The following is a 12,206-nucleotide window of genomic DNA, read 5'->3' as shown; positions in this document are numbered from 1 at the left end:
ACATACTCAATGTGCTGTTTTGAGCGTTAACCGCGATTTTTTTAGATTATACAGTAGATTATAGGGTGCTACACTGGACATCTGTGTGCAGGAATCAGTCAACCTTGGTTGTCGTTTTCTGATGAAAGATTGAAAGGGTTATGTGACTCATATCTTTAAGTGATAAATCTAAGATGGGATTTCGATCACGGTATTTAATATTTATTTTTTATATCGATATTTAGTATTTGAATAAGTCTGGGTGAGGATGTTTATTAACTGTTATCTCGATTTAACCAACTCGCAAACTTTAATTCATTATAATGTCAAAATCCGGAATGTCGAAAAATTGGATTTATATATGTACCGGTGTGGAATTGAATTCTCTCAGGTGGCTGTGTTTCTCTGTATTATCCTGTTGAGATAAAGCCGCACAGTTTGGGTGCATTTATTCCTTTATCCCCTTTGTTTTGCACCATTTTATCCATCTATGGCGTAATTGATTATTGCATAACCAGTCATACCATCCGGATATGTTCCTGTCGGTATGCCCGATCTGTCTGACAAGTGTGCAACTCGCCCGCCAGACAGGCTATAAGCCGAGTGTTGCCTGCCGGAAGGTGCCCGACTATCACGCAGAATCCCAACTTCCGGAAGAAGTCTGGAATGCGCGCTGCAATAAAAATTCAAATAAAGATGTGTTTTACGCTTACGGATCTGCATTAAATGATCAATAATCAAAAACAGGTCGTTATTGTTTTGTTTGATATGCAGGTAAAACTGCAAAGCAGAAAAAAGCATGTCTATCAACATATTTCAGCATAACTGAACACGAAGTGCCTTTAACCGGCTCAAATATGTGCGACATGTCCATCGCTGATTAAAAATGGCTTGCCATCGAATTCAGAGTATGTGATAACGCATCTGGGTAAAACGAGGTACAGTTCTGTATATGTGTGGCATTTTCAGTATAGAAGTTCTGAGTAAAGACGTTCACGTTGAATACCGCTTCTCTGCCGATTCTAATCTTAGTGCCTCAAGCAGTAACGACTCTAGTTTGTCTATGTAACGCCCTCGGGCGGTTTAAACAATCCAAAGGAAATACTCAAGATGGCAAAGATCAAAGGTCAAGTTAAGTGGTTCAACGAGTCTAAAGGTTTCGGTTTCATTACTCCTGCTGACGGCAGCAAAGACGTGTTCGTACACTTCTCTGCAATCCAGGGTAACGGCTTCAAAACTCTGGCTGAAGGCCAGAACGTAGAGTTCGAAATCCAAGACGGCCAAAAAGGCCCGTCAGCAGTTAACGTAACTGCAATCTAAGCAGCGCTTAGCTGTAAAAAAACCCGCCATGCGCGGGTTTTTTTGTGCTTGTTGATCCGCCGTTTCTCTGGATTATAAGATCATAATGCCAGATTGCTGGTTGCGGCCACTGATCCCTGGATGCGTCGGGTCTTTTGCGCGCTGATGACTGTTGCGGCGAAAACTGGTGTATTTAAATCCGTTTCCGGCAGGCGCTTCGGTACAGATTGTACAGCTGCCGGCATGATCAATGCCCGCAAAGCCGAGGGAATGCAGTTTGGCACTGGTGATTGCCGCCAGATCGAGATGCCGGTGCCGGGGTGAAATCAGTGCAGGAGGCAAATCGAGGCGTTGCATAAAATCATCCACCAATTCCTGGCTGACTTCATAACAGCAGTTTCCTGCCGCCGGACCAATCGCCGCAAACCAGTTTGAGGTATCGCCGTTCTCATTAATCCGCTCAGCCATTTTTTCAAGAATACCGTCGATGAGTCCGCGCCAGCCTGCATGTATCGCCGCGACTTCCTTACCATCCTTGCGGCAAAAAATAACCGGCAGACAGTCAGCCGTGAAAACAGCTAACAGAATTCCGGGCGTTGACGTGATAAAACCATCGGCCTCGCCGCAGTCTTGCCCGGGCTGGACGACATCCGCAATACGTGTGCCGTGAACCTGTTTCTTTTCAGGGCGGGTGGATTCATAAGCTTGCAAATGTGCGGGGAGCAGATTTTCTTTGTCGCCGAATCCATGCAGGATCCCGGGGATAGGGCTGAGTAAAGCTGAGTTATCACTCATCTCGTTTCTCGGTTAGAAAAATGTTGTCGACTCAGTGTAGCCGTCTTTGAACCGGATTTTCCAGCAGTTGCAACAACAGTACGCCTTCTTTAGACTTAGCCCTGTTGCGAATTTTCGCCCTTTCAGACTTTCCTTGCAGGTTTCCCGCATGACTTATCAATGTCCACTTTGTTTCCAGCCGCTTGAGCTGACAGGCCAGCAATGGCGATGTGCCGCTAATCATCAGTTTGATAACGCCAAAGAAGGCTACGTTAATCTGATGCCGGTGCAGCATAAACGCTCGAAACAGCCCGGGGACAGCACTGAAATGATGGTTTCGCGCCGTGCTTTTCTCGACACCGGACATTACCAGCCATTGCGCGACCGGCTGATTGATATTCTGAATAACGCGCTGCCGGAAAACACGCAAACGTTGCTCGATATCGGTTGCGGGGAAGGCTATTACACCACCGCGCTGGCGGAACGCTTATCGCAGCATCGTAAGATGAATGTCTTCGGTCTGGACGTGGCGAAAGTAGCCATCCGCTACGCGGCTAAACGCTACCACAATGCGTCATTTTGCGTTGCTTCCAGCCACCGTTTACCGTTTGCCGACAACTCTCTGGACGCCGTGGTGCGAATCTATGCGCCATGCAAAGCGCAGGAGCTTTACCGTGCGATTAAACCCGGTGGTGTGGTCCTGACCGTCGCACCCGGGCCTCGCCATTTATATCAGCTGAAAGGTATGATTTATCATGATGTTCAGCTGCACGCGGATCTGGATGAACAGCTGGAAGGTTTTGAGCGCATCAGTACAGAAACGCTGGCTTACGATATGCGACTTACAGGTGCTGAAGCGTTTGATTTGCTGCAAATGACGCCGTTCGCATGGCGGGCGACGGAAGAGGTGATGGCGAATTTAAAATCTCAGTCTGCGTTCGAATGTGAGACTGATTTTGTGATCAGACTGCACCAGCGTCAGTCTGACTAACAGAGCTGGTTTTTCCACAGTCAACCTTCGAGCCCACGCCTCCCAACACTTCGGCCCATTCCTCCGGCAGCGGGCCAATAAACCGCCCAGCATAATGCCTGGCATAGACATGGGCATCTGCGTCATGCGCCAGGTTATCACTGACACATAAGGGTTTAAATTCAACTTACTGATGGCTAACCATTAAATTATAAATTCTTTCAAGGTCGTCCAGTTCATTGACGCGAATGAGTAATTTTTTCTGCTCTAACTCAAATACCAGTACACCATCTTCGGAAAGATTCATGCTACGAATCCTGTCGTAGGTGATGAATGTATTAGCGAAATAAAAACCCTGCGGTTTGAACAGCATTTTTGGCCAGCGAATAAACGACAAATAGAAGGCAATCAGCCCTAAACCTATTAACAGATAATTCGTTATCGCCGTGCCGTTTGAATGGATATTGTTGTACAGAAGGATCGCCAGCAGGCCAATGAAAATGATGGAATCCAGTCTGTTGCGGCGTCGCAGGTTCACCCGCAGCTGCGTTTTGCCATTCCGGGTACCCATGATGAATTCGTCGTAGATGGCGTAGGCAAGTAACAGAAGGGTAAACAGGGCGAGGACAATATCGGTGACAGACATGAAAAACTCCAGCAAACAGCCATCAGGCAAAACAAGATAGAAACACAGAAACCGGCAAAATACAGCGATAAAAAAACCGGGGGATTGCTCCCCCGGTTTTCAAGGTTATTAGAGACCTAACAGGCCAATCCAGTAACCGAAGATACCGATGGCGAAGAAGCCAACGATAATCCACAAGGCATTCACTTTCTTACGCAGCAGCCACATACAGCCGAAGGTCAGCAGTAACGGCACCAGGCCTGGCATCAGCTGGTCCAGAATCGTCTGTACTGTAGTGACCGTGGTATGGCCCGTCTGGTCGGTGATTTTGGAGACTACCAGCGGAATGTTTACGTGCGTCCACTTGTTAACCAGGGCCCCCATGACAAAGAGGCCGAGAATTGACGCCCCCTCTGTCAGTTTTTGCAAGAAGCCGCCGCCCATATCGTTAACGATATCAACACCTTTTTTGTAGCCATAAGACACGCCGTAGTAACGGGTCAGCAGACGTACAAGGTTAAACAGCACGAAGAACAGCAATGGCCCCAACAGGCTGCCGGTCATCGCGATACCCGCGCCAAGTGCCGCAAATACCGGACGAACAGTACCCCAGAAGATTGGGTCACCCACACCGGCCAGCGGCCCCATCAGACCAACTTTCAGGCCGTTGATGGCTGCGTCGTCGATAGGGGCGCCGTTAGCACGCTGTTCTTCCATCGCCAGCGTTACACCCAGAACTGGCGCAGCAACGTAAGGATGGGTGTTGAAGAATTCCAGGTGGCGTTTAATGGCCGCTTTGCGATCGTCGTTATTTTCAGGATAGAGACGACGAATTGCAGGCACCATACAGAAGCAGAAGCCCAGTGCCTGCATACGTTCGAAGTTCCATGACCCCTGGAAAAGGTTGGAGCGCATAAACACACCGCGAATATCGCTGGCCGTGAGTTTTTTAACTTCAGTTTGATCAACCATGTCCTTCACCCTTAATCCAATTCGTTGTCGAGGTCGTTAACACCCGGTGCAGCCGCTGCTTGCGCAGACTTGTTGTATTTCGGGCTCAACTGGATGTAAAGAACCGCCATCACCACACCAATCACACCCAGTGCAACCAGGTTGAAGTTGGTGAATGCAGCAGTAACGAAACCAAGGTAGAAGAACGGCATCAGGTAGCCAGCGCGCATCATGTTGATGACCATGGCGTAACCGACAACGACGATCATACCGCCGGCGATGTTCAGACCGTTGGTGACCACTTCAGGGATGGACGCCAGCAAATCATGAACGATGGCAGTACCCACAGAAACTGCAACGATGACGGCAGGGATTGCGATACGCATTGCCTGCAGAACCAGCGCTGAAACGTGGATCCAGCTGATCGCGTTCAGGTTACCTTTTTCAGCGGCCTTATCGGCAGCGTGCTGGAAGGCAACGGTGATGGTACGAACGATGATAGTTAATACCTGGCCGGCCGCAGCCAGCGGGATTGCCAGTGCGATACCTGCACCAACAGACTGTCCGCCTGCGATAACCAGAATGGTGGAAATAATGGAAGCCAGAGCGGCATCGGGTGCAACAGCAGCACCGATGTTCATCCAACCCAGAGCGATCATTTCCAGAGTACCGCCGATGATGATCCCGGTTTTAACATCACCCAGAACAAAACCGATTAAGGTACAAGCAACTAACGGACGGTGAAACTGGAATTCATCCAGGATCGAACCCATCCCGGCAATACATGCAACAATAAATATCAGCACAATTTGTAGTGTGGTGATCTCCATTGCACTTCTCCTATGACCAAAGGACGCTGAGTATAAACAGGCGCATCAGGCAGATAACGTTGAGGGAATCTGCACAAACTCGATGTGCTTATTAATTCATCTTATTAATGAGATCCATCATCTTGAGGCGCGAGTCGGTAGAGACTTTACGCACTTCAAGCTCGATACCTTTTTCATTCAATTTCTTGAACGCTTCGATATCTTTTTCGTCGACAGACACGGCGTTATTCACCTGAGTTTTACCCTGACGGAAAGCCATACCACCGATGTTTACGGTAGTGATTTTCACGCCACCCTCAACCAGACGCAGAACGTCCGTTGGGTTGGTGAACAACAGCATGACGCGGTCGTTGGCATATTTCGGGTTGTCCCAGACGCGAATGGCTTTCGCGACGTCGACAACGTGTGCGGTAACACCAGGAGGGGCAACCTGAGTGAGCAGCGTTTTACGCACGGTGTCGGCAGCCACTTCATCGCTGACAACAATAATGCGGGTCACGTTGGTTTCTTTGGTCCAGCGGGTCGCTACCTGGCCATGAATCAAACGGTCATCGATACGGGCAAGGCCGATTTTCATATGGTCGTTCGGACCGGCAGGTTTCGCCGGGGCGGCTGCTTTTGGCGCAGGGGCGGCAGCAGAAACTTGAGGCGCAGCTTCCGGCGCTTTCAGTGCTTTCACACCGATTCGGCCAGTTTCTACTGCGATGGCAACCAACTCTGCGAAAGAGGGGTTATCATCACGAGCCATGAAAGTCTCTGCCAGCATCGGGATGTTAACACCGGTGACAACTTCGTAATTTTCTTTATCGACAACAATGCGGCTGGCGGCGTTGAACGGGCTGCCACCCCATGTATCGACCAGGAAAAGAACGCCGCTGCTGGTGTCTAAACCACCCAACTTTGCCGTGTACTTTTCGATCAGGGTTTCGGCGTTTTCGCCGGGAACGAAATCAATGAAGGCGACATTATCCTGTTCACCTAAAATCATTTCCGCTGTTTTCAGCAACTGCTCAGCTGCTGACCCGTGCGTGCCGATGATAATAGCAATACTCACTCGCTACCTCCTCTGTTAACTCTGGGAAAGAGTTATGCACATAAGTAATGGTGCTGATGATGTCCGCCCGTTTTTATTCCTGAGGCGAACAGGGCACTCCCTGCGTAACTGATCTTTCCTTAACTTCTGATAAGACTGCTAAACAGTGAAACTGCAGAACCTCAACAGGTTGTGCGACGTGATTTATTTTAGTGTGCGAAAAAATAATTTTTGTGACGACTGTCCGTTATTCAACGACGTAATGTGAATACGCTTCACGTGGGCAATAAAACAGCATAGTTGTTACAGGATGATGCTGAAGGTAAAAAAACATACTTTCTTCATATAATCATTCCTGATAGAGTGAATTTCCCAATAATTGAACAGGAGTACCGGGCCTCAGCCCTCCCTATGGACTGTCACCGACGTCACTATTCTTCGCTTTTTCACCTCATGATCACCGGCAAATCCGCCCCAATGGGCCTGATTTTTGCCGCACTGAAACCGCTTTCATCTGTTAATTTTGCAGTAAAAAAAGTTTGCCGTGCTATCAATAGCTCTGCGAACTGCGTTTCTTTGCGTCTTTTTTCTTTAACTCATTGCGGAGTCTGACATGGAATTTCTGATGGACCCTTCAATATGGGTCGGTTTACTGACGCTTGTTGTCCTGGAAATTGTTCTGGGTATCGACAACCTTGTTTTTATCGCCATCCTTGCCGATAAACTGCCGCCTAAACAGCGAGATAAAGCCCGAATCATCGGCCTGTCGCTGGCGCTGATTATGCGTTTAGGCCTGCTGTCGCTGATCTCGTGGATGGTCAAACTGACCACGCCGTTGTTCAGCATTGCGCAGTTCAGCTTCTCGGGGCGGGATCTGATCCTATTGGTCGGCGGTCTGTTCCTTCTGTTTAAAGCCACCACTGAGCTGCATGAGCGGCTGGAAGGGCACGACGAACAAGGAACGCCAAACCGCGGCTATGCCAGCTTCTGGTCAGTGGTGGCGCAGATTGTTGTGCTTGATGCAGTATTCTCGCTCGATGCGGTGATTACGGCCGTCGGCATGGTGAACAACCTGGCTGTCATGATGACGGCGGTGGTGATCGCCATGGGCGTGATGCTGCTGGCGTCGAAATCGCTGACGCGTTTCGTGAATAACCATCCGACGGTTGTCGTGCTGTGCCTGAGCTTCCTGCTGATGATCGGCCTGAGCCTGATTGCAGAAGGATTTGGTTTCCATATTCCGAAAGGCTATCTGTACGCCGCGATTGGTTTCTCGATTCTGATTGAACTGTTCAACCAGATTGCGCGCCGCAACTTCCTGAAAAGCCAGTCGAACAGGCCGATGCGTGAACGTACTGCCGAAGCAATTCAGCGTCTGATGGGCGGGAAACGTCAGAATCAGAACGAAGATGAACCGGCTGACGACGTGTTACCGGCCGGCGAGACGTTTGCTGAAGAAGAACGGCATATGATCACCGGCGTACTGACGCTGGCATCGAGAACCCTGCGCAGCGTAATGACGCCGCGAACCGAAATTTCCTGGGTTGACTGTGAAAAATCCCCGGCTGAAATTCGCAGTCAGTTGCTCGATACGCCGCACAGTTTGTTCCCTATCTGCCGCCATTCTCTGGATGATGTGATCGGGGTCGTTCGTGCGAAGGACCTGCTGGTTGCGCTGGAAAACGGTGAAAACATCGTGGCATTTGCGGAGAAAACGCCGCCGATTGTGGTGCCGGAAACCATGGACGTCATCAACCTGCTGGCGGTTCTGCGTAAGGCGAAAGGCCGTCTGGTGGTCGTGAGCAATGAATTTGGTGTGATTCAGGGGCTGGTGACGCCACTCGACGTGCTCGAAGCGATTGCGGGCGAGTTCCCGGACGAAGATGAAACGCCGGACGTTATTGCCGACGGTGAGTCCTGGATTGCGAAAGGCGGTACGGATTTGCATTTGTTGCAGCAAATCCTCGACGTGAACACGCTGGTCAGTCCTGACGATGATTTCGCTTCGCTGGCGGGCTTACTGCTTTCGAAGTCCGGGCAGATGCCGGTGGCGGGTGAGGTGATTGAAATGGCTTCGCTGCGCTTCGAAATCCTGGACGTGTCGGAATACCGCATTGAGCGTGTGCGCATTTCACGCATTAAGTCAGAAAATGACTGGGAGCAGGAACAGTAACCGGTTCCGCTTCTGTGAAAACGGCGACTCCGGTCGCCGTTTTTTATGGTTTGAATTCAGTGGCAGGCTATCAGGCCGGTTTGGTTTCATTCGGCGGCGTGATGATTTGAGTCGATTTTTTATAGCGCTCAAGCCAGATAGGAAACACTTCAATGGGCATTGGCCGGGCAAAATAGTAACCCTGCAATGAATCAACTTTCCGCTGCCGCAGATATTCCACCTGTTCACGCGTTTCCACCCCTTCAGCAATCAGCTTCAGATTCAGGCGCTGCGCTAGCGTAATGATGGTGTCGGTGACCGTCGCGTTAATCGCGTCCGTACCAATCGACGCGGTGAAGGCCTGATCAATTTTGAGTACGTCAGGATTCAGCGTCTTGAGATAACTCAGCGAACTGTGGCCGGTGCCGAAATCGTCAATGGCCAGCAGTATCCCCATCTCTTTCAGTTGTGAAATTTCTGCCGCGCGTAATTCCTGCAAACGTGTTCGTTCGGTCAGTTCCAGCATTAGGGAAACCGAAGGCTGCGCCGGAAGCCAGATTTTGCGGATATCATCCACAATTTCCATGTTATTAAAATGCTGTGCCGCGACATTAATACTGACGTAAAAACCCGGTGTGGCAGGGAAAACTTCCAGATTATCGGCCACCGTCTGAATCAGGTAGCGCGTGAGCGAAATGATCAACCCATGCTGCTCGGCGAGCGGAATAAAGACATCGGGCGACACCCATTCCTGACGGCGATTTTTCCAGCGCATCAGGGTTTCCACGCCGATACAGCGGCCATCGGTACTGTTAATGATAGGCTGGCAATAGACCTTAAATTCGCGGTGTGAAATCCCGTGGCTGATCGGATAAGCCAGGCTGATCCGGCTGCCGGAAAGCAGATAAACCGCCGTGGCGGTCAGAAGACTGATTAAAACCGAAAGGGGCAGATGCGATAAAAGCTCACTCCAGGCCAAATCGCTGGCTTCTTCACCATAGAGCGACACGGAAAAATCGTATTTATCAGAGCTAACGCTGAGCAACGCGGGCTGCGGGAGATGACTGCTTTCCACAATCTCGTCACTGCCGTACTCGAGGTTTTGTCTTCCAACATTGAGAACGATGTGGCTGGCGTAAGGCGGTTGCGGCTCAAGCAGGAAGTTTGAAAGGACACCGATGTTATAAACAAACAGTTCGCCGTTGAGATTATCCGGCGTTGTCGGTTGCCAGAGTACCAGCGTCGGTGCATCAACCTTGCTCCATTTTGACGCGCGCAGATCAAGCTGAGTTTTGCCCTGAGCCAGAGCCGGCAGTGTTTTATTGAAATTAAGGTCTAAAGTTCCGATCAGGCTCGAACAGACGATGGTGCCGTTACTGACCAGACTGATGGATCGCAGCGTTTGCATACGGGCGACGGTTTGTTGCATAACCGGTTGCAACGCGTTGCAACTGAGTGTCTGGTCGATAGGAATCGCTCTGCCGGCTGGCGAGGCAGGTTCGAGTAATTTCTCTAATTTTTCAACGGTGTGAATTGCCACGCGTTGTTGATCTTCCGCGATGACCTGAGCTTGTTCGTAAATACGAATGCCCAGAGTCAGAAGCAACGTACATATCCCCATTGCGCAGGCAAGCGCAATGCGATAGTAACGATACCTCGCAAGTCCGGTCTGGGAGAACAGCATCGTTCTAATCCTTGTATCCCGTGTTAAGTGCAGGCTCAAAATTATTATTCTTAAAGGTTTACCGATGCGTAACAGCCATTTTGTTATTATTGATAGTAGCTGTAAATCCCCGGGCGCTCTGCCTGAGTTATAGAAAACTCCCTATTTTTCTCTGTTAAAAACAAAGAAAATCCGTATCAGTGACGTTGTCACATCCGTTTTTCCTGCCTTTCTCCGGCATGTATTTTCAGTGTTTTAGAGAGGTTCTCTGAACGGGAAAATCAGGCGGAAATCAGCATGCCGTACCTGCAGGGTATAATGCAAGTGTCAGTACCATTATGTATTGATAATACAACAGGTTGTTGTTAACGAAGGTTTTATTGCTACGGGCTACTACCCGGGGGCTATTTCCTGCGGCAAAGGGGCTGTAAAGGGTTCAACCCTCCTGCCGCAGAAACACAACAAACCCTGGAAAGGATCAGTCGCACTGAACCTTAATGGCTAAACCGCCACGGGACGTTTCGCGGTACTTCGCGTTCATATCTTTGCCCGTTTCATACATTGTCTCGATGACTTTATCGAGTGAAACGCGTGGCTCGCTGGTCCGGCGCAGGGCCATGCGTGCGGCGTTGATGGCTTTCACGGAAGCAATCGCATTACGTTCGATACACGGAACCTGAACCTGTCCGGCAACCGGGTCGCAGGTTAAGCCCAGATTGTGTTCCATGCCTATTTCCGCTGCCACGCACACCTGTTCCGGGCTGCCGCCCAGCAGTTCCGTAAGACCCGCTGCCGCCATCGAACAGGCCACGCCGACCTCGCCCTGACAACCGACTTCCGCACCCGAAATCGACGCATTCATCTTGTAGAGAATGCCAATCGCGCCGGAGGTCAGGAAATAGCGCAGGTAAATGTCAGGACTGACCGACTGTATGTACTTGTCATAGTAGGCTAGCACTGCGGGAACAATCCCGCAGGCGCCGTTGGTCGGAGCGGTAACCACACGTCCACCGGCGGCATTTTCTTCGTTTACCGCTAGCGCAAACATGTTCACCCAGTCGATTACATTCATCGGGTCTTTAGAGAGTTGATCGTTTGACACCAGCATTCTGCGCAGGGCAGAAGCGCGACGTGGAACGCGCAGCGGACCAGGCAGAACGCCTTCGGTATTCAGACCCCGGTCAATACAGGCCTGCATGGTGTGCCAGATTTTCTCGAAATACTGTTCGATGTCCTGTTTGCTGTGCTGGGCCAGCTCATTTTTCATCATCAAACCTGACAACGAAAGGCCGGTTTCCTTGCACTTTGCCAGCATTTCGCTGGCCGAGTTAAAACTGTAAGGCACCGTCACTTCATTCAGCACTGGCTGACCGAAATGCTCGTCATCGACAATAAAACCTCCACCGACGGAGTAGTAGGTTTTGCTGTAAATCATTTTGTCGCTTGCAAAGGCATGAATTTGCATTGCATTTTCATGGCGCGGCAAATTCTCACCGCGAAACACCATGCCGGTGTCACGGGGGAAATCGACTTCATGCTGAGTGACACCCAGCGGCAGGCGCTGACGCTGCTCAACGTCGCGAATAAAATGGGGAATACCGTCGATGTCGACGGTATCTGGCTGGTTACCCGCCAGACCTAAAATAATGGCGATATCTGTGTGGTGGCCCTTGCCTGTCAGTGACAGAGAACCAAAAACGTCCACGGCGACACGCGTAACGGCAGGCATCAAGCCCTTTTCAAGCAAGTCATCAGCGAACTGTTTCCCGGCTTTCATCGGGCCCAAAGTATGGGAACTGGAAGGGCCAATCCCGACCTTGAACATGTCGAAAACGCTAATCACGTCGAATACTCCTGTAATGAATTACGGCAGGGAACGGGACCCTGACAGCCACAACAGAACTTGTGGCTCACTCTATAGTTTAAAAGG

At 50.2% G+C, this 12,206-nt stretch carries 12 protein-coding genes; 4 read left to right on the top strand and 8 right to left on the bottom strand.

The annotated features are described in order from the left end of the window. Window positions 1-459: 459 nt before the first annotated feature. The gene (locus ACLBVC_RS00545) at window positions 460-792 is read right to left on the bottom strand and encodes a hypothetical protein (RefSeq protein WP_410147483.1); all 333 of its coding nucleotides are present in this window, start codon (window positions 790-792) and stop codon (window positions 460-462) included. A gap of 139 nt (window positions 793-931) precedes the next feature. Here ACLBVC_RS00545 and ACLBVC_RS00540 point away from each other — a divergent pair, with 139 nt between their 5' ends. Further along, window positions 932-1,048: a DUF2627 domain-containing protein gene (locus tag ACLBVC_RS00540; protein ID WP_071823629.1), complete on the top strand. Its 117-nt coding sequence runs from the start codon at window positions 932-934 to the stop codon at window positions 1,046-1,048. A 41-nt stretch (window positions 1,049-1,089) separates the two neighbouring features. Next, window positions 1,090-1,299, top strand: a complete 210-nt coding sequence (gene cspE, locus ACLBVC_RS00535) for a transcription antiterminator/RNA stability regulator CspE (protein WP_002221949.1) — start codon at window positions 1,090-1,092, stop codon at window positions 1,297-1,299. 72 nt (window positions 1,300-1,371) lie between these two features. Here the strand turns inward: cspE and pgeF are convergent, their stop codons facing one another. Next, window positions 1,372-2,073: a peptidoglycan editing factor PgeF gene (pgeF, locus tag ACLBVC_RS00530; RefSeq protein WP_410147482.1), complete on the bottom strand. Its 702-nt coding sequence runs from the start codon at window positions 2,071-2,073 to the stop codon at window positions 1,372-1,374. A 148-nt stretch (window positions 2,074-2,221) separates the two neighbouring features. Between pgeF and rlmA the strand changes: the two genes are divergently transcribed. Further along, entirely contained in the window at window positions 2,222-3,043 is an 822-nt protein-coding gene (gene rlmA / locus ACLBVC_RS00525; protein WP_410147481.1) for a 23S rRNA (guanine(745)-N(1))-methyltransferase, read from the top strand. A 166-nt stretch (window positions 3,044-3,209) separates the two neighbouring features. Here the strand turns inward: rlmA and ACLBVC_RS00520 are convergent, their stop codons facing one another. The 4 genes from ACLBVC_RS00520 to manX all read right to left on the bottom strand — a co-directional run bounded on the left by ACLBVC_RS00520 (window position 3,210) and on the right by manX (window position 6,482). Then, on the bottom strand, window positions 3,210-3,668 hold the full coding sequence (locus ACLBVC_RS00520) for a DUF986 family protein (protein ID WP_410147480.1): 459 nt from the start codon (window positions 3,666-3,668) through the stop codon (window positions 3,210-3,212). Between the two features lie 108 nt (window positions 3,669-3,776). Further along, window positions 3,777-4,619, bottom strand: coding sequence for a PTS mannose transporter subunit IID (locus tag ACLBVC_RS00515; RefSeq protein ID WP_195814359.1), 843 nt, complete (start codon window positions 4,617-4,619; stop codon window positions 3,777-3,779). Window positions 4,620-4,630: 11 nt separating this feature from the next. Beyond that, a complete protein-coding gene (locus ACLBVC_RS00510; protein WP_101077145.1) occupies window positions 4,631-5,428 on the bottom strand; it encodes a PTS mannose/fructose/sorbose transporter subunit IIC in 798 nt (265 codons plus the stop codon). A 91-nt stretch (window positions 5,429-5,519) separates the two neighbouring features. Then, complete coding sequence (gene manX, locus ACLBVC_RS00505) at window positions 5,520-6,482, bottom strand: PTS mannose transporter subunit IIAB (protein ID WP_410147478.1); 963 nt, start codon at window positions 6,480-6,482, stop codon at window positions 5,520-5,522. Window positions 6,483-7,074: 592 nt separating this feature from the next. On the opposite strand from manX, the gene ACLBVC_RS00500 reads away from it, so the two are divergent. Next, on the top strand, window positions 7,075-8,634 hold the full coding sequence (locus ACLBVC_RS00500; RefSeq protein WP_410147477.1) for a TerC family protein: 1,560 nt from the start codon (window positions 7,075-7,077) through the stop codon (window positions 8,632-8,634). Window positions 8,635-8,704: 70 nt separating this feature from the next. Here the strand turns inward: ACLBVC_RS00500 and ACLBVC_RS00495 are convergent, their stop codons facing one another. Both ACLBVC_RS00495 and ACLBVC_RS00490 read right to left on the bottom strand, forming a co-directional pair. Beyond that, window positions 8,705-10,297 carry an EAL domain-containing protein gene (locus tag ACLBVC_RS00495; protein ID WP_410147476.1) on the bottom strand — a complete coding sequence of 531 codons (1,593 nt, stop codon included), beginning with the start codon at window positions 10,295-10,297 and terminating at the stop codon, window positions 8,705-8,707. A 457-nt stretch (window positions 10,298-10,754) separates the two neighbouring features. After that, window positions 10,755-12,119: an L-serine ammonia-lyase gene (locus tag ACLBVC_RS00490; RefSeq protein ID WP_410147475.1), complete on the bottom strand. Its 1,365-nt coding sequence runs from the start codon at window positions 12,117-12,119 to the stop codon at window positions 10,755-10,757. Between the last annotated feature and the right edge of the window lie 87 nt (window positions 12,120-12,206).

The organism is Rahnella selenatireducens (genome assembly GCF_046449555.1).
GTDB classification, from domain to species: domain Bacteria; phylum Pseudomonadota; class Gammaproteobacteria; order Enterobacterales; family Enterobacteriaceae; genus Rahnella; species Rahnella selenatireducens.
This window is presented reverse-complemented; position numbering and strand designations above follow the sequence as displayed.

Bases quoted from the DNA above. Each gene is read 5' to 3' on its own strand.
- ACLBVC_RS00545 (WP_410147483.1), bottom strand. From the start codon at position 792: ATGTTGATAGACATGCTTTTTTCTGCTTTGCAGTTTTACCTGCATATC.
- ACLBVC_RS00540 (WP_071823629.1), top strand. From the start codon at position 932: ATGTGTGGCATTTTCAGTATAGAAGTTCTGAGTAAAGACGTTCACGTT.
- cspE (WP_002221949.1), top strand. From the start codon at position 1,090: ATGGCAAAGATCAAAGGTCAAGTTAAGTGGTTCAACGAGTCTAAAGGT.
- pgeF (WP_410147482.1), bottom strand. From the start codon at position 2,073: ATGAGTGATAACTCAGCTTTACTCAGCCCTATCCCCGGGATCCTGCAT.
- rlmA (WP_410147481.1), top strand. From the start codon at position 2,222: ATGACTTATCAATGTCCACTTTGTTTCCAGCCGCTTGAGCTGACAGGC.
- ACLBVC_RS00520 (WP_410147480.1), bottom strand. From the start codon at position 3,668: ATGTCTGTCACCGATATTGTCCTCGCCCTGTTTACCCTTCTGTTACTT.
- ACLBVC_RS00515 (WP_195814359.1), bottom strand. From the start codon at position 4,619: ATGGTTGATCAAACTGAAGTTAAAAAACTCACGGCCAGCGATATTCGC.
- ACLBVC_RS00510 (WP_101077145.1), bottom strand. From the start codon at position 5,428: ATGGAGATCACCACACTACAAATTGTGCTGATATTTATTGTTGCATGT.
- ACLBVC_RS00500 (WP_410147477.1), top strand. From the start codon at position 7,075: ATGGAATTTCTGATGGACCCTTCAATATGGGTCGGTTTACTGACGCTT.
- ACLBVC_RS00495 (WP_410147476.1), bottom strand. From the start codon at position 10,297: ATGCTGTTCTCCCAGACCGGACTTGCGAGGTATCGTTACTATCGCATT.